The organism is Demequina salsinemoris, from assembly GCF_000974805.1.
Lineage (GTDB): Bacteria > Actinomycetota > Actinomycetes > Actinomycetales > Demequinaceae > Demequina > Demequina salsinemoris.
Map to the genome: position 1 here is coordinate 149385 of NZ_BBQZ01000001.1, position 19862 is coordinate 169246.

A 19862-nucleotide genomic window follows, 5' to 3' on the forward strand; every position below is an offset into this window, starting at 1 on the left:
ACGATGTCGGGAACGAGGACCTGCCGTCCCATCCTGGACGACGCACCATGCCACACCCGGCTGGGGCCCTGGGTGTCAGCATAGACACCCCGTGTGTCGGCCGTGTTGCGCGTCAGCCCTGCCCGGCCGCCTGGCCGATGACCGCCGCGAGGCCGGGGAAGCCCTCGCCGTACTGGCCGAGGCTCACGCGGATGTGGTCGCCGCGGTGCGGGCCGTCGATCTGCGCGAGCGGGCCGTCCGCGTCGCCCACCTGGAACGCGCTGCCGAGGCTCACGCTGATCCCGTGCGCCGCGAGCGCCACCTGCGCGGCGCGTTCGTCGCGCACCGGCACCCAGATGTTGAGCCCATCGGACGGGGCGACGTCGATGCCGACGGCGCGCAGCCCTGCCGTGAGCTCGCGCTGACGCGTGAAGTAGACGTAGCGCGCGCGCCTGACCGTGGCGACGGCGTCCCGGTCCTCGAGGAGGTGGTGGAGCATCGCCTGCGTCATGCGGGAGGTCCAGCCGGGCCCGAGCACGCGGTGGGCGACGATCCGGTCGATCGCCCCCGTGGGCCCGCCGAGCGCGGCGATGCGCAGGTCGGGACCATGCGACTTGGAGAAGCCGAGCACGTGGAGCGTGCGGTGCGGCAGGTGCTGCCCGAGGCTCACCTTGGGCGCGGCCGTGATGAGGCCGCTCGCATCGTCCTCGATGACGACGGCGTCCCTGCCGTAGCGGTGGCGAGCGAGGATGCCCGCGAGCTCCTCCGCGCGCGCCGCGGTGAGGGAGGCCCCCGTCGGGTTGTGCGCGCGCGGCTGCAGGACCACCGCCGCGGGACGCGAGCCCAGCGCCGACTCGAGCGAGTCGGGGAGCATCCCGCTGCCGTCCATCGCAGCGGGGACGGCCATGAGGCGCAGGTGCTCGAGCAGGTCGAGGAGCATCGGGAACGTCGGGGTCTCGACCACCACCCGGTCGCCGAAGCGCGCGACGGCGCGCAGCGCGCGCTCGAGCCCGTCCATGGCGCCGTCGACCACGGTGAGGCTCGGCGGCGAGTACGGCCACAGCTCGCGCAGGGGACCCTCGAGGTCGGGGATGAGCGGCGGCTGAAGGTAGGTGGTCACGCTCGCGTGACGGGGCAGCGCACGGTCGAGGCTCGCCTTGAGGTCGGGAAGGAGCGCGGGGTCGGGCATGCCCGTCGCGAGATCGAGGCTCGGGGGAGCGCCGGTCGGGGACGGCGCGCGGTCGGCGAGCGTGTGGGAGCGCGGGGTGAGCCACGGCGTCGGCTGCTCGAGCACGAAGGAGCCGGCGCGTCCTCGCGTGGTGAGCAGTCCCGCTCCCGCGAGGCCGTTCCAGGCGGCGCTGACCGTGCCGGGGCTCACGCCGAGCGCGGCGGCGACCGCTCTCACGGTGGGCAGCCGGGTGCCCGGCGCGAGCTCGCCCGTGCGGATGAGCATCGACAGCGCGGAGGCGATCCCATGAGGGCTCGGCTCGTCGATCTCGCGGACGAGCTGGTCGATCTCCATGCCGCCACCTGGGGTTTCGTGGTCGTTCCGTGTCCTCGGCGTAACGAGACATTTCGCGGCGAGTAACGCGGAAGAAATGTTCAAGCCACAGAGTAACAGTCATCGCTCGAGGCGCTGCCGCGCCGCCACCAGCACACGGAGAAGGTGAAGCATGACTGTCATCAAGGCAGCGATCACGCAGACCACTTGGACCGGCGACAAGGAGTCGATGCTCGACAAGCACGAGCAGTTCGTGCGCGACGCCGCGGCGCAGGGCGCCCAGGTCATCTGCTTCCAGGAGCTGTTCTACGGCCCCTACTTCGGCATCACCCAGGACAAGAAGTACTACCGCTACGCCGAGCCGGCGGACGGCCCCATCGTGCAGCGCTTCGCGGCGCTCGCGAAGGAGTTCTCGATGGTGATGATCCTCCCCATCTACGAGGAGGACATGACGGGCGTGTACTACAACACCGCCGTCGTGGTCGACGCGGACGGCAGCGTCGTCGGCAAGTACCGCAAGAACCACATCCCGCACGTCGACAAGTTCTGGGAGAAGTTCTACTTCCGTCCCGGCAACCTCGGCTACCCGGTGTTCGACACCGCGGTCGGCAAGGTCGGCGTCGTCATCTGCTACGACCGCCACTTCCCCGAGGGCTGGCGCGAGCTGGGCCTGAACGGCGCGCACCTCGCGTTCAACCCGAACGCGACCAAGCCGGGCCTGTCCAACCGCCTGTGGGAGATCGAGCAGCCCGCCGCCGCGGTCGCCAACGGCTACTTCGTGCTCGCCCCCAACCGTGTGGGCCTCGAGGACAACGAGTACGGCGACGAGGCCGTGGACTTCTACGGCAACTCGCAGATCGTCGACCCGCGCGGCAACTACGTCGGCGAGCTCGGCTCGGGCACCGACGAGGAGCTCCTCATCCGCGAGCTCGACATGGACCTGGTCCAGCAGATGCGCGACGACTGGCAGTTCTACCGCGACCGCCGCCCCGACTCGTACGGCGAGATCGTCGCGCCGTAGGTCCCCGCCCACCCCACCACTCCTCATCCTCAGTCAAGGAGCACCATGAGCATCACGCTGATCAAGGGCGGAACCGTCGTCTCCGCCACCGGCCGCGTCCTCGCGGACGTCCTGATCGACGGCGAGACCATCGTCGCGGTCCTCGACCCCGAGTCGACGCTGCTCGGGCACGACCTCGCCTCCACCGCGGACAAGGTCATCGACGCGACCGGGAAGTACGTCATCCCCGGCGGCATCGACGCGCACACCCACATGCAGCTGCCGTTCGGCGGCACGTTCGCGGCCGACACGTTCGAGACCGGCACCCGCGCCGCGGCCTGGGGCGGCACCACCACGATCGTCGACTTCGCGGTCCAGACCGCGGGCGGGCGCATCGAGGACGGGCTCGCCTCCTGGCACGAGCAGGCGGCGGGCGAGTGCGCGATCGACTACGGCTTCCACCAGATCGTCGGCGGCGTCGACGCGGACTCCCTCAAGGCGCTCGCGAAGCTCCCCGACGAGGGCGTCACGTCGTACAAGATGTTCACCGCCTACCCCGGCGTGTTCATGTCGGGAGACGGCGAGCTCCTGCGCGCGATGCAGGTCGCGGGCGAGAACGGTCTGCTCACGATGATGCACGCGGAGAACGGCCCCGCGATCGACGTCATCGCCGAGCAGCTCGTCGCCGCCGGCAAGACCGACCCGTACTACCACGGCAAGGCCCGCGTCTGGCAGATGGAGGAGGAGGCCACGCACCGCGTGATCATGCTCGCCGACGTCGCGCGCGCCCCCCTGTACGTCGTGCACGTCTCGGCCAAGCAGGCCGCGGCGCAGATCGCCGCCGCCCGCGACGAGGGCAAGAACGTCTTCGGCGAGACCTGCCCCCAGTACCTCTACATGTCGCTCGAGGAGCACCTCGGCGCCACGTCCGAGGAGTGGGGCGCGTTCGAGGGCGCCAAGTACGTGTGCTCCCCGCCGCTGCGCGACTCGGGCGAGCGGCACCAGGACCACATGTGGCGGTCGCTGCGCACCAACGACCTGCAGATGGTCTCGACCGATCACTGCCCGTTCTGCCAGGCCGACCAGAACGAGCTGGGCCGCGGCGACTTCCGCAAGATCCCCAACGGCATGGGAACGGTCGAGCACCGCGTCAACCTCATGTACCAGGGCGTCGTCACCGGCGAGATCTCGCTCGAGCGCTGGGTCGAGCTCATCTCGACCACGCCGGCCCGCATGTTCGGCATGTACGGCAAGAAGGGCGTCATCCAGCCCGGCGCCGACGCCGACGTCGTGGTCTACGACCCCAACGGACACACCAGCATCGGCTACGACAAGACGCACCACATGAACTTCGACCACTCCTCGTGGGAGGGCTTCGAAATCGACGGCCACGTCGACGTCGTCCTGTCCCGCGGCCGCGTCCTGATCGAGGACGACGAGTACCACGGCGAGAAGGGCCACGGTCAGTTCATCAAGCGCGGCCAGTCCCAGTATTTGATCTGAACAGCCTGATCTGAGGTCGTGGTGCCTGCCCCGCGGAGCGCGGGGCAGGCACCATCACCCACCCGGCCAGGGCATCGTCCCTGTCCCTCCACCCGTCCCGCCCACGCATCGTCCCGATGCCTCAACCGACCTCCCCGCGCCGAACCCGGCGGCAACCTGAGAGGAACCACCCATGGACTTCGGAGTCGTCCTCCAGACCGACCCACCCGCGCAGCGGACCGTCGCGCTCGCCAAGCTCGCCGAGACCTACGGCTTCGGCTACGCGTGGACGTTCGACTCGCACCTGCTGTGGCAGGAGCCCTACGTCATCTACAGCGCGATCCTCGCCGAGACCCACCGCATCAAGGTCGGCCCCTACGTCACCAACCCCGCGACGCGCGACTGGACCGTGACCGCCTCGACCTTCGCGACGCTCAACGAGATGTACGGCAACCGGACCGTGTGCGGCATCGGCCGCGGCGACTCCGCCGTCCGCGTCCTCAACGGCAAGCCCGTCTCCGTGCGCGAGATGCGGCAGTCGATCGAGGTCATCCGCGAGCTCGCGAACTGCCGGTCCGTCGAGCACAACGGCTCGACGCTCCGTTTCCCGTGGGCCCGCACGAGCGAGCTCGAGGTGTGGGTCGCCGGCTACGGTCCGCTCGCGCTCAAGGCCGCGGGCGAGGTCGGCGACGGCTTCATCCTCCAGTGCGCGGACGTCGACATCGCCAAGTGGATGATCGACACCGTCAAGACCAACGCCTCCAACGTGGGCAATGACCCCGAGAGCCTCGAGTTCTGCATCTCCGGACCCATGTACATCGGTGACGACTGGGCGCACATGCGCGAGCAGTGCCGCTGGTTCGGCGGCATGGTCGGCAACCACGTGGCCGACATCGTCGAGAAGTACGGCAACGAGGGCTCGATCCCGACCGCGCTGTCCGAGTACATCGAGGGCCGCAAGGGCTACGACTACAACGAGCACGGCCGCGCGGGCAACTCGCACACCGAGTTCGTGCCCGACGAGATCGTCGACCGCTTCTGCGTGCTCGGCACCGCCGAGGAGCACATCGCGAAGCTCGAGGCGCTGCGCGACGTCGGCGTCACCCAGTTCGCGGGCTACCTCCAGCACGACAACAAGGAGGAGACCCTGCGCGTGTACGGCGAGAAGGTCATCCCCGCGCTGTCCGAGGCCATCACGGCGAAGATCTGAGAAGAGGGATGACGATGTCGAAGCGGGCGAGCGGGGTCCTGTGGGGGATCGCGGGCATCGTCGCCGCCTTGGGTCTATGGGAGGGCTACAAGTGGCTCGGCCCGGACGACGGGGTCATGATCGGCGACCTCATCGTCCTGCCCCGCACCACCGACATCGCGATGCCACACACCTGGGACGTCGTCGCCCGGCTGTTCGAGCCGGTCACGCGCGCCGAGGGTGCCGACGTGCTGTGGTGGGCCGTGCTTCAGGCGGCCGCGTTCTCGCTTGGCATCGCCGCGCTCGGCTGGCTCATCGGCGTCACGTTCGGGCTCGCGCTCGCACTGCTCATGCAGCGGTGGATCACCGCGGAGTCCGCGGTCCTGCCGTGGGTCGTGCTGAGCCAGACCGTCCCGCTCATCGCGATCGCCCCGCTCGTCAAGCGGTGGGGATCCGAGATCACGATCGGCTCCTTCCAGTGGGAGAACTGGATGTCGGTCGCGGTCATCGCGTCCTACCTCGCGTTCTTCCCCGTCGCCGTCTCGGCTCTGAGGGGGCTCAAGTCCCCCGAGGCGGCGGACGTGGACCTGTTCACCGCCTACTCCGCGTCATGGTGGACGACGCTGCTCAAGCTGCGCCTGCCCTCGTCCGTCCCTTACCTGATGCCGTCGCTGCGACTCGCCGCCGCGAACGCTGTCGTCGGCACGGTCGTCGCCGAGGTCTCGATAGGCCTGGGCGGCGGCATCGGCCGCATGATCATCGAGTTCGCCGCGACCGCGAGCGGCGACCCGGCCAAGACCTACGCGCCCATCCTCGGCGCCGTGCTGATCGGGCTCGTCTCCGCGGGCCTCGTCGCGCTCATCGGGGTCGGACTGAGGCGCTACATGAGAGGAGAGGTCCCCGCATGAGCGAGGCCCGCATCGCCGTCCACGTCGACAAGGTCGACAAGATCTTCACGAGCCGCAAGGCCGGGGAGGTCCACGCGCTGTCCGACGTCAGCCTCGACGTCGCGGCGGGCGAGTTCGTGTCCCTCATCGGGCCCTCGGGCTGCGGCAAGTCGACCCTCATGCGCCTCGTCGCCGACCTCGACTCCATCACGTCGGGCGAGATCACGGTCTTCGGCAAGACCCCCGAGCAGGCGCGCAAGGACCAGGACTACGGCATCGCGTTCCAGCAGGCAGGCCTCCTCCCGTGGCGCTCCGTCCGCGCCAACATCGAGCTGCCGCTCGAGATCCACGGCTGGGAGGCGCGCGACAAGAAGGAGCGCTCGGACGAGCTGCTCGAGCTCATCGGCCTCGCCGACTTCGCCGACCACCGCCCCGACCAGCTCTCGGGCGGCATGAAGCAGCGCGTCGCGATCGCCCGGTCCCTGGCCGAGCGACCACGCCTGCTGCTCATGGACGAGCCGTTCGGCGCGCTCGACGAGATCACCCGCGAGCACATGCAGAACGAGCTCGTCGCGCTGTGCCAGGAGACCGGCGCGGCCGTCATCTTCGTCACCCACTCGATCCCCGAGGCCGTGTTCCTGTCCGACCGCGTCGTCGTGATGTCGCCCCGACCAGGGCGCATCACCGAGATCATCGACGTGAAGCTCGGCGAGCGTGGCGAGGACCTGCGCGAGGCCGCCGCCTTCTACGACGGCGTCACCGCGGTCCGCACCGCGCTTCACGGCGAGACCCCCGCGGGTGCGCGAGGGGTGGAGAACCGATGAACGCCGGCTCGACCGCACGCACGTTCCTCGCGCCCGTCGCGCTGGGCGTGCTCGCGATCGCGCTGTGGCAGGCCCTCGTGGTCGCCTTCCATGTCGAGCCCTTCCTCGTTCCCAGCCCGTTCGGCATCGCCGGAGCCTTCACCGACGGCGCCTCGAACATCCTCACGGCGAGCATGGCCACGGGCCTCAACGCCCTGATCGGCCTCGCGATCGGCGCTGTGTCCGGCGTCTTCGTCGCGATCATGGCGAACGCCCTCGGCTTCCTCGACCGCATGCTTGTGCCGCTCGTCGCGGCGCTCGCGGTCATCCCCATCGTGGCGCTCGCGCCCATCTTCTACGCGATGTTCGGCGCCGCCGCCGAGACGGGCCGCCAGCTCGTCGCGGCCGTCGCCGTGTTCGTCCCCATGTACCTCAACACCCTGCACGGGCTCCGCCAGGCGGAACCCGTGCACCGTGACCTCATGCGTTCGTACGCTGCGACGAAGGAGCAGACGAACCGCATCCTCCTCATCCCGGGCGCCGTTCCGTACGTGCTCACGGGCCTCAAGATCGGATCATCGCTCGCCGTCATCTCCGCGCTCATCGCCGAGTACTTCGGAGGGCCCGCCAAGGGCCTCGGCCGTGCGATCACCTCGTCCGCAGCCGCGAGCAACTACACCGTCGCCTGGGCCTACGTGCTCGGCGCGGTCCTGCTGGGCGCCGTCTTCTACGGCGTCACCGCGGCACTTGAGAGCTTCGCGCACCGGAGACGGAGCGGGAGATAGGCCCCCGGCGCACGACGGGGACTTCATTGGGGATAACAGGGAGAGAACATGATTCAGATGGCACGACGCGGTCGCCGCGTCACCGCTGCGGCGGCGCTGGCGGTCGCCGGCACGCTCGCGCTCACGGCCTGCTCGGGCGGCACTGACGACGAGGCGTCGGCGGACTCGTCGTCCTCGGCGGGCGCGTCCGAGGACACCGGCGTCACCGAGCTCAAGGCCGTCTCGGTCCAGCTGCAGTGGCTCACGCAGGCGCAGTTCGCCTGCTACTACTCGGCGCTCGACCAGGGCTACTACGAGGACGAGGGCCTCGACGTCACGATCATCCCCGGCGCGGTCGACATCGTTCCGATCGACGTCCTGACCTCGGGCGGCGCGGACTTCGCCGTGTCGTGGGTGCCGAAGGTGCTCGGCTCGATCGAGCAGGGCTCGGCCGTGACCGACGTCGCGCAGATCTTCGAGCGCTCGGGCACGATGCAGGTCGCGTTCGCCGACTCCGGCATCACCTCGGCCGCGGACTTCGCGGGCAAGAACATCGGCTCGTGGGGCTACGGCAACGAGTGGGAGCTCATCGCCGGCATGCAGGCCAACGGCGTCACGCTCGCGGACCTCAACGGCGGCTCGACCGTCCAGCAGGCCTTCGACATGAACGCGTTCATCGCGGGCGACATCGACGCCGCTCAGGCCATGACCTACAACGAGTACGCGCAGGTCCTCGAGACCATCAACCCCGACACGGGCGAGCTGTACACCGAGGACGACCTCGTCACGATCAACTGGAACGACGAGGGCACCGCGATGCTCCAGGACGCGATCTGGGCCGACTCCGACCGCCTCGCGTCCGACGAGGACTACCAGGCGACCACGACGTCGTTCATCAAGGGCACCATCAAGGGCTGCGTCTACGCGAAGGACGACCCCGAGTCGGCCGCCGACATCGTCACGGCCGCGGGTTCGACCCTCGGCACGTCGCACCAGCTGTGGATGGCCAACGAGGTCAACAAGCTGATCTTCCCATCGACGTCCGGCGTGGGTCACATCAACGAGGACCAGTGGGACCAGACCGTCGAGCTCGCCATGACGACGGTCAACCCCGAGGGCTCGACCATCATCACGACCGAGCCGCCGGAGACCGCGTACACCAACGACTACGTCGACGCGGCGCTCGCGGAGCTCACCGACGAGGGCGTGGACGTCTACGGCGAGGACTTCACGCCGATCGAGGTCACACTCAACGAGGGTGGCGAGTGATCTGACTTGAGCCCGGCGCTGAGTCGGGTCCAAGCCTGACCGGCTGACGGTCCTCCAAGGCCAGCCGGTCGGAAGCGGAACGGGCGGGGCGATGCGCAAGCATCGTCCCGCCCGTTCTGCGTGTGCCGCGTGCCTCACGTTCGCGCGGCGCCCGCCCTGCTGTGCGCCTGCCCTGGCGGTTGTGTCCTAGCGGGACATCAGGGTCGGATCCGTGCCAGATCCTGCACTCATGTCCCGCTGGTGCGCGGCGGCAGGGTGGAACGGGGACGATGCGGGAGTCGCCCGGGTGCGAAGGGCTCGATTCAGGCCACCCGCGGGCGCACCACCTGCACGCGGTTGTCCGCGGTGCGGACGGTGAAGCCCAGGTGCACGTACAGCTGGATCGCGGTCACGTTCGTGGCCGCCGCGTGCAGGAACGGCGTGCGGTCCTGTGCCCAGACGCCCGCGGCCACGGCGGACATGAGCCTCGTGGCGAGCCCGCGCCCGCGGTGCGACTCGCGCGTGCACACCGCGCTGATCTCGGCCCACGAGGGGGTGGTCAGGCGCTCGCCCGCCATCGCGACGAGCGCGCCGTCCTCCCACACCCCGTAGTAGGCGCCCATCAGCGGGGTCTCGGCCGCGAAGGGTCCGGGATGGGTCTGCTCGACGAGGTCCAGCATCGCCTTGGAGTCATCGGGGCTCAAGGGGACGATGCCGTCGCGAGCCGGGTCCGCCGGTTCGAGTCCGAAACCCTGCGGCGCGACCATCTGGACCGCATCGATCTCCTCGAGCGTCTCCCAGTCGTCCGGTACGTCGTACGGCAGCCCGAACAGTGCCACGGCGTCGTCGTCGCCGATGAGCGCGCCGAGATCCGCCCAGTCCTGCGCCGAGGCGTCGGCCGGCAGCGACGCGAACGGCGCCACGGTTGAGCGGTAGCGCGCGACGCTCCCTCGAGTGACGCCGAGGTCGCGGTGAGGCCCGGCGAGTGCGTGCGCGGCGGGGTGATCCAGCTCGGTTGACGAGTCCACGATTCTCAGGTTAGGTCGCCGCCCGCGGTTCCGCGCGCGGTCCGCCCCGCCTCAGGCCATCCCGCCAAGGCTGGCACCGTCAGTCCGGCCGCGGCGTCGTAGCGGGACATGAGGGTCGGATCTGAGTCAGTACCTGCACCCATGTCCCGCTAGCGCGCGGGGGCCGCCTCAGACCAGTCGGCCGTCCTCCATGCGCAGGACCCGGTGCGCCATCGTCTCGGCCTCGGCAGGGTCGTGGGTCACGAGCAGCGCCGAGACGCCCTGCGAGCGCAGGATCGCCTTCACGTCCTTCGCGAGCCGGGTCCTGAGCTCGGAATCGAGCGCGGACAGCGGCTCGTCGAGCGCGAGCAGCCGCGGCTTCGCGGCGAGCGACCGGGCGAGCGCCACGCGCTGGCGCTGACCTCCCGAGAGCTCCGACACGTCGCGCGCGCCCAGCCCCTCCAGGCCCACGACGCGCAGCAGCTCCTCGACGCGCGCCGCACGGGCTTCGACCGAGACGCCGGCCATGCGCGGGCCGAAGGCGATGTTCCCCGCGACATCGAGATGCGGGAACAGCTGCCCGTCCTGGAACACCATCCCGAACCGGCGCTTGTGGATGGGCACGCGGGTGAGCTCCTCGTCGTTCCACGCGACGGTGCCCGAGGCGGGCTCAACGGTGCCGACCACTGCTCCCAGCAGGGAGGACTTGCCGCAGCCCGAGGGGCCGAGCAGCGCGACCGTCTCGCCGTGCCCGACGGTGAGCGACACCCCGCGCACCGCCTCGACGGGGTTGTCCCCGGAGTAGGTGACGACGAGGTCGGTCACCGTGAGCCCGCCGGGCATGGTCTCGTAGCCGTTCGGTCCGTACATCAGTGCATCCTTCCGGGCGGCAGCGTCGTTCCGAGACTCACAGTCCACCCCCTGATCGTGCCCGCCAACGTTCAGAGGCGAGCATCACGGCGGCGACGAGCACCGCCAGCATGACGGACGATGCGTAGGCCAGTCCCACATTCTCCGCGCCTGGACGGGACAGCAGCCGAGCGATCGCGGTGGTGAGCGTGGGCCGGTCGGGGCGGGCGACGAACGCGGTCGCGCCGAACTCGCCCATCGCGATCGCGAACGAGAAGGCGAGCGAGGCCGCGACCGCGGGACGCAGCAGCACCGCGTCCACGTGCCATCGCACACGCCACGGGCTCGCGCCGAGGCTCGCGGCGGCGGCGCGCAGCCGCGGATCGAGAGACCGTACCGCGGGAAGCATCGCGCGCACCATGAGCGGCAGCGCGACGATCGCCTGCGCGATCGGCACGAGCCACCATGACGCGCGCAGGTCCACGCCGAGCACGGACGTGTTGAGCGTCAGCAGCATCCCCAGGCCGACCACGACGGCCGAGACCCCGAGCGGCAGCATCGTCAGCCCTTCAAGCAAGGAGCCCCGCCGCGAGCGCCGGGCCACGAGCGCGGTCACGAGCAACCCCATCACGGCGACGATCACCGTCGCGATGGCCGCGGTCACCACGGAGTTCAGCGTCGCCTGCGCGACCGAGACCGGCAGCACGTTCCGCGCGGGCACGGAGAAGATCGCCGCATAGTGATCGAGCCCGTAGCCGTCTCCCACGCGCAGCGAGCGCTCGATCAGGGCCGACAGCGGCAGCACGAGCAGCACGACCGCAGGAACCAGCGCCCCGACCACGGCGAGCCGCTCGAATCGGCGAGGGCCGCGTCGTCCCTGGACCGCCTGGGTGAAGCCGCGCGCCCCGCCGACGCGCGCGCTGATCCACAGCGCGAGCGCGACGATCGCGACCTGCACGAGAGCGAGCACGGAGGCCGCGCGCAGGTCCAGGAACTGGTTGACCTGGAGGTAGATCTCGGTCTCCACGGTGCGCACGCGCGAGCCGCCGAGCACCAGCACCAGGGCGAAGGAGGTGGAGCAGAACAGGAACACGACGGCGGCCGCGGACGCGATGGTCGGCGCGAGCGCGGGCAGGGTCACGTTCCAGTAGGCGCGGGCGCGCGAGGCGCCCAGGGTGCGCGCGGCCGCGGCGAGCGAGGACGGCATCGTCTCCCAGGCGTTGCCGACCAGCCGCACCACGACGGACACGTTGAAGAACGTGAGCGCGAGCACGATCGACGCGGGCGTCTGGTCCAGCCCCCAGGATCCGAGCAGCCCCGACGAGGAGAACAGCGCGGAGAACGCGGCGGCGACCACGAGCGTCGGCAGGACGAAGGGCGTCGTCAGCAGGGCGCGCACGGTGCGCCGCCCGCGCCACTCGAATCGACCGAGCGCCCACGCCGCCGGAAGCCCGACCGCGAGCGACCCGAGCGTCCCGAGGAGCGCCAGGTACAGCGTCGTCCAGATCGCCTCGAGCGTGCGCGAGGAGGTCAGCACTGCCCAGCCCGCAGCCATGTCCCAGTCCTCGAACAGCCCGCGCACCAGCACTGACGCAACCGGCCACAGGAAGAACAGCCCGAGGAAGGACAGTGGCACGACCGCGACCGCCCACCATGCCAACTGGCGGCGGACGGTCGCGGAAGGGGTGCTCACGGGTTCAGTCTGGTGCGTTGAGGTCGGTGATGCTGACCGGTCAGTCGAGGACGATCGACGTCCACTCGTCGATCCACGCGTCGCGGTTCGCGTCGATCTCGGCGGGGTCGACCGTCACCGGCGAGGAGGACAGCGTCGCGTACTCGGCCCAGTCGGCGGGCACCTCGACCGAGGAGGACACCGGGTAGACGTACATGTTCGTCGGCAGCCCGGCCTGGAACTCGTCGGAGAGCATCCAGTCGACGACGAGCTGCGCGCCCGCGGGGTTGGACGCGCCCTCGAGCACGCCCGCGTACTCGACCTGGCGGAAGCAGCCGTCGGTCATCGATGCCGTGGTGGGCTCGCCGTCGATCACCTCGTAGGGCGGGGATGACGCGTAGGACAGGACGATGGGGTAGTCACCGCCGTAGTTCGGCGCCGAGAAGTCGGTGTAGTACGAGTCGCCCCACGAGGCCGTCACCCGCAGGCCGTTGGCGGCCATGTCGGCCCACCACTGCTGCCAGCCGTCGCCCAGCTCGCCGATCGTGGCGAGAAGGAACGCGAGACCGGGGGAGGAGGTCGCGGGGTTCATGACGGAGACGAGGCCCGCATACTCCGGGTCGGTGAGGTCCTCGAGCGTCTCGGGCACCGCGACGTCGTTGTCCTCGAAGTACGCGAGGTCGTAGTTGAGGCACACGTCCGAGTAGTCGATCGCGGTGAGCTGGTCCTCGGCGCCCTCGATCGCGTAGGCGGCGGAGTCCGTCGCAGCCGGGGCGGACGACGTGTACGACGCGAGGACGCCGTTCTCGACCGCGCGCGTCGCGAACGTGTTGTCGATGCCGTAGACCACATCGCCCAGCGGGGCGTCCTTGGTCAGTACGAGCTGGTTCACCAGCGTGCCCGCGTCGCCCGGCGCGACGAACTCGACCGTCATCCCGGTCTCCTCCTCGAACGCGGCGAGCGCCGCATCGTCCACGTAGAAGGAGTCGTGGGTGACGACGGTGACCGTGGTGCCGGCAACATCGTCCAGGGACGATGCGGTCGCCTCGGTCGAGGCGGACGCGTCGGTGGACGCGGACGACGATGGGTCGTCGCCGGTACCGGAGCTGCAGGCCGTCAGGGCCAGCATCGAGATGGCGGCCGCCGACGCGGCCAGGGTGCGCGAGATGCGCATGGGTTTCCTCCCATGGATAGGAGGGGACGAGACTCGACTCCCTACGCCGGTGCTAGCCGGATCAGGTTCGAGGGTCTGCGGCTGGTCCGCACTCTCAGCGCCCTCACCCCGGTCTCCCGAGAGGCGCTCCCCTGTCGTGGGACCCACCCTAGCGCGCCCTGGTGCCGTCGAGAATCCTCACGCATCCGCTCCACCGGCCGATGGTGAGGACAGATCAGCCGGGCCAGGCATGCCCGCGCCCACCCCCGACGGAAGGACCGCCGTGTCGATGGACAAGATCCCCATGCCCCTGAAGTTCGACAAGGCTCCCGACCCGCGCCTCGCGCAGGAGGCGGCCGCGTATCACGGCTTCCACTGGGGGCCCAACGGCATGATCCTGGACCACAAGAACGGCTACCTCGCGGACAGCCTCGCCGACCTCGCGCGCCTGATGCGCGACCTGGGCTGGTTCACGGGCTACCGGGAGCCGACGTCGGCCGTCCTCTACAACGAGATGCCTTCGAAGGCCGACGAGGCCGTGCGCGAGATCTGCGTCAAGCAGCGCCGCTACTCGGCGATCTAGGGAGTCTCGCCGTTCAGATCGCGCCGTTCAGATCGCGCCGTTCATATCTCCGTGCGGTGGAAGCTCTGGAAGCTGCGTGATGCCGTCGGCCCGCGCTGGCCGCGGTAGCGCGACCCGTACTTGTCCGACCCGTACGGGTGCTCGGCCGCCGAAGACATGCGGAAGAAGCACAGCTGGCCGATCTTCATGCCGGGCCACAGGTTGATCGGCAGCGTCGCGGTGTTGGACAGCTCGAGCGTCACGTTGCCCTCGAAGCCCGGGTCGATGAAGCCCGCGGTCGAGTGCGTCAGCAGGCCGAGCCGGCCGAGCGAGGACTTGCCCTCGAGCCTGGCCGCCACGTCGTCCGGCAGCGTGACCGACTCGTAGGTCGCGCCGAGCACGAACTCGCCGGGGTGCAGCACGAACGGCTTCCCGTCCGCGACCTCGACCAGGCGCGTGAGCTCGGGCTGATCGATCGCGGGGTCGATCGCCGCGTACTTGTGGTTGTCGAACACGCGGAACAGCTTGTCGAGGCGCACGTCGATGGACGCGGGCTGGATCATCGTCGCGTCGTAGGGGTCCAGGGCGACCCGGCCCGACTCGATCTCGGCGCGGATGTCGCGGTCGGAGAGCAGCATGAGGCCAGCGTACTGGGGCGGGGCCGACGAGTCCTCGGCTGCCTCCAGGAGACATCTGCCGCGCACCAGGGTGCGTGAACGTCCCCCAGGAGACAGGGACGATGCGGGCGCGGCCAGGTGCGTACCGGTTTCCTGGCCGCTGACAGGCATTTGTGACCGGTCACTGGGTCTTTCGGGCGCCTCGCACCCCCACCTGGGGGCTACCCTGTGAGAGCGCTCTCCCGGCGCGTCAGCGAAGACTTGGAAGGCTTGACCCATGCGATACGGACACTTCGACGATGAAGCCCGCGAATACGTCATCGAGACGCCGCACACCCCGTACCCCTGGATCAACTACCTCGGCTCGCAGGAGTTCTTCGGCCTCGTCTCCAACACCGGCGGCGGCTACTGCTTCTACCGCGACGCGAAGCTCCGCCGCCTCACGCGCTACCGCTACAACAACGTGCCCGTGGACGACGGCGGCCGCTACTTCTCGATCAACGACGGCGGCGACGTGTGGAGCCCCGGCTACCGCCCCTACAAGCGGGACCTGGACTTCTACGAGGCGCGCCACGGCATGGGCTACACCCGCATCACGGGTGCGCGCGGAGGCCTGAAGGCCTCGGTGCTCATGTTCGTGCCCGTCGACGTGAACGCGGAGATCCACCGCGTCTCGCTCACCAACGAGTCCGACGCTCCCAAGTCCATCGACCTGTTCAGCATGGTCGAGTTCGCGTTGTGGAACGCCGAGGACGACCAGACGAACTACCAGCGCAACCTGAGCATCGGCGAGGTCGAGGTCGAGGGCAGCGCGATCTATCACAAGACCGAGTACCGCGAGCGGCGCGACCACTACGCGATGTACTGGGTGAACAAGGACGTCGCGGGCTTCGACACCGACCGCGAGGCGTTCCTGGGACTGGGCAACGCGTTCAGCGAGGCCGTGGTGCCCCACACCGCGCAGTCGACGAACTCGATCGCGTCGGGCTGGTACCCGATCGGCTCGCATCACCTCAAGGCGGAGCTCGAGCCCGGTGAGACGAAGTCCTTCACCTTCGTCCTCGGCTACCTCGAGAACCCGCGCGACGACAAGTGGGAGTCGCCGGGCGTGATCAGGAAGGACGGCGCGAAGAAGCTGATGCTGCGCTTCGCGACCGACGGCCAGACGCTCGCCGAGTTCGCGCGCCTCAACCAGTACTGGGAGGACCTGCTCGGCTCCTACACGGTGTCCTCGAGCGACGAGCGGCTCGACCGCTCGGTCAACATCTGGAACCAGTACCAGTGCATGGTCACCTACAACATGTCGCGCTCGGCCTCCTACTTCGAGACCGGCATGGGGCGAGGCATGGGCTTCCGCGACTCGTCGCAGGACCTGCTCGGCTTCGTCCACCTCGTGCCGCAGCGCGCGCGCGAGCGCATCCTCGACATCGCCGCGACGCAGTTCGAGGACGGCAGCGCGTACCACCAGTACCAGCCGCTCACCAAGCAGGGGAACCACACGCTCGGGTCGGGCTTCAACGACGACCCGCTGTGGCTGATCCTCGGCGTCGCCGCGTACATCAAGGAGACCGGCGACACCGGCATCCTCATGGAGAGCGTCCCGTTCGACAACGACGAGTCGAAGGCGCAGCCGCTCATCGAGCACCTGCGCCGCTCCTTCAACTTCACGCTCGAGAACCGCGGCCCGCACGGCCTGCCGCTCATCGGCCGCGCCGACTGGAACGACTGCCTCAACCTCAACTGCTTCTCGACCGAGCCCGGCGAGTCGTTCCAGACCACGGGCAACAAGACCGGCGGCGTCGCCGAGTCCGTGTTCATCGCCGGCATGTTCTGCGCGATCGGCCCCGAGTACGCGGCGCTCGCGAAGATCGCGGGCAACAAGGACGAGGCCAAGCGCGCCAAGAAGGCCATCAAGGAGATGGAGAAGGCCGTGCTCGACCACGGCTGGGACGGCGCGTGGTTCCGCCGCGCCTACGACTACTTCGGCAACCCGGTCGGCTCGTCCGAGAACACCGACGGTCAGATCTGGATCGAGCCCCAGGGCTTCTGCGTCATGGGCGGCATCGGCGTCGAGGACGGCCGCGCGGCCATGGCCCTCGACTCGGTGCGCGAGCGGCTCAACACCCCTCACGGAATCGTCCTGCTCAACCCGGCCTACCAGGAGTATCACGTCGAGCTCGGCGAGGTGACGAGCTACCCGCCCGGCTACAAGGAGAACGCCGGGATCTTCTGCCACAACAACCCGTGGGTCGTCATCGCGGAGACCGTGCTCGGCCGCGCCGAGAACGCGTGGGAGTACTGGAAGCAGATCGCGCCCGCCTACCGCGAGGAGATCTCCGAGCTGCACAAGACCGAGCCGTACGTCTACGCGCAGATGATCGCCGGCAAGGACGCCGTCCGCCACGGTGAGGCGAAGAACTCGTGGCTCACCGGCACCGCGTCGTGGAACTTCGTCGCCGTCTCCCAGCACCTGCTCGGTGTGCGACCCGACTACGACGGCCTCGTGGTGGACCCGTGCATCGGCTCCGCGATCCCCGAGTTCACGGTCGAGCGCACCGTGCGCGGCGCGAAGTACGTCATCCATGTCACCAACTCGGGCACGAAGGGCGCGATGCTCACCGTCGACGGCACCTCCATCGAGGGCAACGTCGTCCCCTACGCCGAGCCCGGCTCAGTCGTGCACGTCGAGGCGGTCGTCTAGCCGCCGCCCATCCGGCGGCCGCCGCCGACAAGTCCGACGCCCTCGGGGACCTCAGGCCTCGGGGGCGTCGGCACGTCCGGGGCTGGGTGCGGGGCCGGACACGGGGTCGAGGTCGGGTGCGGGGTCGGGGCGCGGAGAGTCGAGTGTCGCACCCGGCGCCGCGAGCCATCGCAGGACCTCGGCGGTGAACGCGGCCGGGTCGTCGCGATCGATGTTGTGCCCCGTTCCCGCGACCGTGACAACCTCGTGCCCCTGCTTCGCGAGGAGCGCAGCACGGTCCGCGCTGACCGCGGTGTCGTGCTCGGCCTTGAGGACCAATGACGGGCACATCGGACGCGTGTCGGGCTCCGCGTAGCCGGTGTCGAGCAGCATCGTCAGCACGGTCGGGTCGAAGTGATCGCGCCCGCGCAGCTCGTGGAGGCGCGCCTCCTCGGACCAGCGAGGGTTGTCGCGCGCGAGGTGGTCGGGGTCGACCGGGATCCAGCTGGTCATCAGCTCGAGCGTCGCCTGCCGTGCGTCCTCGGTGGGGCCGATGATGTCGAACGCTGGATCGACGAGGATCTGGCGCTCGGGCCGCAGCCGCGGTGCCGTCGCCTGCGCGAGGTACCCGCCCAGCGAGTGGCCGAGCAGCAGCGCGGGCGCCTCGGGGACTGCCGCGACGACGGATTCCACCATGAGGTCCTTCGGGTAGGCGCTCGAGCGCGGGCTCTCGCCGTGACCGGGAAGGTCCACCGCGACGGCCCGGTATCCGGAGTCCGCCAGGGTCCTGGCGAGCGGCGCCCACGCGCCTCCGTGGTTGTACATCCCGTGGAGGAGCACGACGACGCGGTCGCCGGAGCCCCATGCGTGAGTCGCGAGCGGCAGCGGTTCGGTCATGCCTTCATCCTGCCTGGTCGCTGCACCGCGCGCCGTGTGCTGGCCCCGGATCCGTGCGCCGCGCCGCATGCCGCGTCCCAGCTGCTCGTGCCACGAGCGCCGAGCCATGCACCGGGGACCCGCCTTCCGCGCCTTCCCAGGCCCTCCGCGGACACTTTCTGACACATCGCGCGCGTGGCCGGCGGCGTGTCCCGCGAGACACGCCGCGCGAGCGCCGTGCCGTGTGTCAGAGAGTGTCCGCCGCGGGGTCGGGCTCGGCGAGGTCGGCGGTGCCGGGGGCGTCGGGCGGAGAAGCGGCGCCCAGGTCGCCGAACGGGGGCTCACGGCGGGCACTGGGCATCCCGGCCCGCGCGTGCCTACCCTGGAGGCATGGTCCTCCTGCGTGATCGCGCTGAGGCGGGGGCCGCCGTCGCACGGCTCGTCGAGCCGCTGCTGGACGGCGAGGACGCCCTCGTCCTGGGGGTGCCGCGCGGTGGGGTGATCGTCGGCAGGGCCGTCGCGGACGCGCTCGGCCTGAATCTTGACGTGGTCGTGGTGCGCAAGCTCGGCGTACCGGGGCACGAGGAGTTCGGCTTCGGCGCCATCGGCGAGGAGGGCGTCGAGGTGCTCGACTACGCGACGCTCGCGATGATCGGGGTGAGCGACGAGTCGATCGCCGCGGTCGAGGCGCGCGAGCGACTCGAGCTCGACCGTCGGGTGCTCGCCTACCGCGACGGCAAGGAGGCCGCCCCGATCGCAGGGCGCAGCGTGGTCCTGGTCGATGATGGCATCGCCACCGGAGGGACGATGCGCGCCGCTGTCGCCGTGTGCAGGGCCAGGGGAGCCGCGAAGGTGATCGTCGGCGTCGGTGTCGCGCCGCCGGACGTGCTGGAGTCGCTGAACCACGAGGCCGATGCGGCGGTCGCCGCTCTCATCCCCGAGCCGATGGACGCGGTGGGGCTGTGGTACCTGGACTTCCGTCAGACGACGGACGAGGAGGTCGCCGCGGCGCTCGCGACCTGACGGATGATCCGCTGCAGCGCGAACCACGAGACGACGATCGCTGCGGCGGAGATGAGGGCGGGTTCGGTCGGGTCGAGGGCATCGTCTCGCGCGTAGACGAGAACGGTGGCGAGCAGCCACGGGAGCCACCAGGCAAGCAGGAGGCTTCGGCTGATCGATCCTTGCGCGAGTCGGCTCATCGTCTTCGCGGGGGAGAAGAGGTCGACGATCGGGATCAGCCACGAGAACCAGATCCAGCCGCGCCCGGGAACCTCCATTCCCTGACCGCTTCGCACGGACGCGACCGAGGACATCCATTCGCTGAGCAGCATCCACGACGCGATCCCCGTGAAGACCATGGCGACGCCGAGGGCATTGGCGGCCGTCAGCATCGCTCCGGTGCCATTGCCCGACAGGACGTAGGTGACGTTGAAGCAGGCCCACGCCGCGGCGTGAAGCCCTGTGCTCACCAGCGCGTTGCGCGAGCCTCTCGCCACGATCGCGTTGTCCACGGCCTCACCGCCGGCGTCGGCGATGGCCGCTGCCATGACGTCCCTGCGCACTGTGCCCCCTGGCGTTGTCCCCGAACAC

The 19862-nt window shown here is 69.9% G+C and carries 18 protein-coding genes and 1 riboswitch; of the genes, 10 read left to right on the forward strand and 8 right to left on the reverse strand.

The features are described 5' to 3' along the window. Positions 1-112: 112 nt before the first annotated feature. A complete protein-coding gene (locus AOP78_RS00675; RefSeq protein WP_062200471.1) occupies positions 113-1501 on the reverse strand; it encodes an aminotransferase-like domain-containing protein in 1389 nt (462 codons plus the stop codon). 151 nt (positions 1502-1652) lie between these two features. On the opposite strand from AOP78_RS00675, the gene AOP78_RS00680 reads away from it, so the two are divergent. The 7 genes from AOP78_RS00680 (at position 1653) to AOP78_RS00710 (ending at position 8874) form a co-directional block, all read left to right on the forward strand. Further along, the gene (locus AOP78_RS00680; RefSeq protein ID WP_062200474.1) at positions 1653-2501 is read left to right on the forward strand and encodes a nitrilase-related carbon-nitrogen hydrolase; all 849 of its coding nucleotides are present in this window, start codon (positions 1653-1655) and stop codon (positions 2499-2501) included. Positions 2502-2546: 45 nt separating this feature from the next. Continuing rightward, the gene (gene hydA / locus AOP78_RS00685; protein ID WP_062200477.1) at positions 2547-3983 is read left to right on the forward strand and encodes a dihydropyrimidinase; all 1437 of its coding nucleotides are present in this window, start codon (positions 2547-2549) and stop codon (positions 3981-3983) included. Positions 3984-4155: 172 nt separating this feature from the next. Beyond that, positions 4156-5172, forward strand: coding sequence for a TIGR03842 family LLM class F420-dependent oxidoreductase (locus tag AOP78_RS00690; RefSeq protein WP_062200482.1), 1017 nt, complete (start codon positions 4156-4158; stop codon positions 5170-5172). 8 nt (positions 5173-5180) lie between these two features. Beyond that, the gene (locus AOP78_RS00695) at positions 5181-6059 is read left to right on the forward strand and encodes an ABC transporter permease (protein WP_062200485.1); all 879 of its coding nucleotides are present in this window, start codon (positions 5181-5183) and stop codon (positions 6057-6059) included. Next, positions 6056-6862: an ABC transporter ATP-binding protein gene (locus tag AOP78_RS00700; protein ID WP_062200488.1), complete on the forward strand. Its 807-nt coding sequence runs from the start codon at positions 6056-6058 to the stop codon at positions 6860-6862. Before AOP78_RS00695 ends, AOP78_RS00700 begins: the two co-directional genes overlap by 4 nt. Beyond that, a complete protein-coding gene (locus AOP78_RS00705) occupies positions 6859-7626 on the forward strand; it encodes an ABC transporter permease (protein WP_062200492.1) in 768 nt (255 codons plus the stop codon). Before AOP78_RS00700 ends, AOP78_RS00705 begins: the two co-directional genes overlap by 4 nt. A 48-nt stretch (positions 7627-7674) precedes the next feature. Then, positions 7675-8874, forward strand: coding sequence for an ABC transporter substrate-binding protein (locus AOP78_RS00710; RefSeq protein ID WP_236685250.1), 1200 nt, complete (start codon positions 7675-7677; stop codon positions 8872-8874). A gap of 302 nt (positions 8875-9176) precedes the next feature. Here AOP78_RS00710 and AOP78_RS00715 read toward each other — a convergent pair whose 3' ends face one another. The 4 genes from AOP78_RS00715 to AOP78_RS00730 form a co-directional block, all read right to left on the reverse strand. Further along, complete coding sequence (locus tag AOP78_RS00715) at positions 9177-9881, reverse strand: GNAT family N-acetyltransferase (protein ID WP_201774736.1); 705 nt, start codon at positions 9879-9881, stop codon at positions 9177-9179. A gap of 168 nt (positions 9882-10049) precedes the next feature. Beyond that, complete coding sequence (locus AOP78_RS00720; protein WP_236685251.1) at positions 10050-10730, reverse strand: ABC transporter ATP-binding protein; 681 nt, start codon at positions 10728-10730, stop codon at positions 10050-10052. A 37-nt stretch (positions 10731-10767) separates the two neighbouring features. Then, positions 10768-12402: an ABC transporter permease gene (locus AOP78_RS00725; RefSeq protein WP_062200501.1), complete on the reverse strand. Its 1635-nt coding sequence runs from the start codon at positions 12400-12402 to the stop codon at positions 10768-10770. Positions 12403-12442: 40 nt separating this feature from the next. After that, positions 12443-13555, reverse strand: coding sequence for a thiamine ABC transporter substrate-binding protein (locus AOP78_RS00730; RefSeq protein ID WP_062200503.1), 1113 nt, complete (start codon positions 13553-13555; stop codon positions 12443-12445). A 21-nt stretch (positions 13556-13576) separates the two neighbouring features. Continuing rightward, positions 13577-13698: riboswitch (TPP riboswitch) on the reverse strand. A gap of 125 nt (positions 13699-13823) precedes the next feature. Between AOP78_RS00730 and AOP78_RS00735 the strand changes: the two genes are divergently transcribed. After that, positions 13824-14117 (forward strand): hypothetical protein, encoded by a 294-nt coding sequence (locus tag AOP78_RS00735; RefSeq protein WP_152659344.1) that lies wholly within the window; start codon positions 13824-13826, stop codon positions 14115-14117. Between the two features lie 41 nt (positions 14118-14158). Here AOP78_RS00735 and dcd read toward each other — a convergent pair whose 3' ends face one another. Beyond that, positions 14159-14734, reverse strand: a complete 576-nt coding sequence (gene dcd / locus AOP78_RS00740; protein ID WP_062200508.1) for a dCTP deaminase — start codon at positions 14732-14734, stop codon at positions 14159-14161. Positions 14735-14990: 256 nt separating this feature from the next. On the opposite strand from dcd, the gene AOP78_RS00745 reads away from it, so the two are divergent. Next, positions 14991-17414 carry a glycoside hydrolase family 94 protein gene (locus AOP78_RS00745; RefSeq protein ID WP_062200510.1) on the forward strand — a complete coding sequence of 808 codons (2424 nt, stop codon included), beginning with the start codon at positions 14991-14993 and terminating at the stop codon, positions 17412-17414. Between the two features lie 51 nt (positions 17415-17465). Here AOP78_RS00745 and AOP78_RS00750 read toward each other — a convergent pair whose 3' ends face one another. Beyond that, positions 17466-18290 carry an alpha/beta fold hydrolase gene (locus AOP78_RS00750; protein WP_062200513.1) on the reverse strand — a complete coding sequence of 275 codons (825 nt, stop codon included), beginning with the start codon at positions 18288-18290 and terminating at the stop codon, positions 17466-17468. Between the two features lie 369 nt (positions 18291-18659). Here AOP78_RS00750 and AOP78_RS00755 point away from each other — a divergent pair, with 369 nt between their 5' ends. Then, a complete protein-coding gene (locus tag AOP78_RS00755) occupies positions 18660-19292 on the forward strand; it encodes a phosphoribosyltransferase (RefSeq protein ID WP_062200515.1) in 633 nt (210 codons plus the stop codon). Here AOP78_RS00755 and AOP78_RS00760 read toward each other — a convergent pair. Beyond that, positions 19250-19819, reverse strand: coding sequence for a hypothetical protein (locus AOP78_RS00760; RefSeq protein WP_062200517.1), 570 nt, complete (start codon positions 19817-19819; stop codon positions 19250-19252). The genes AOP78_RS00755 and AOP78_RS00760 overlap by 43 nt on opposite strands. Between the last annotated feature and the right edge of the window lie 43 nt (positions 19820-19862).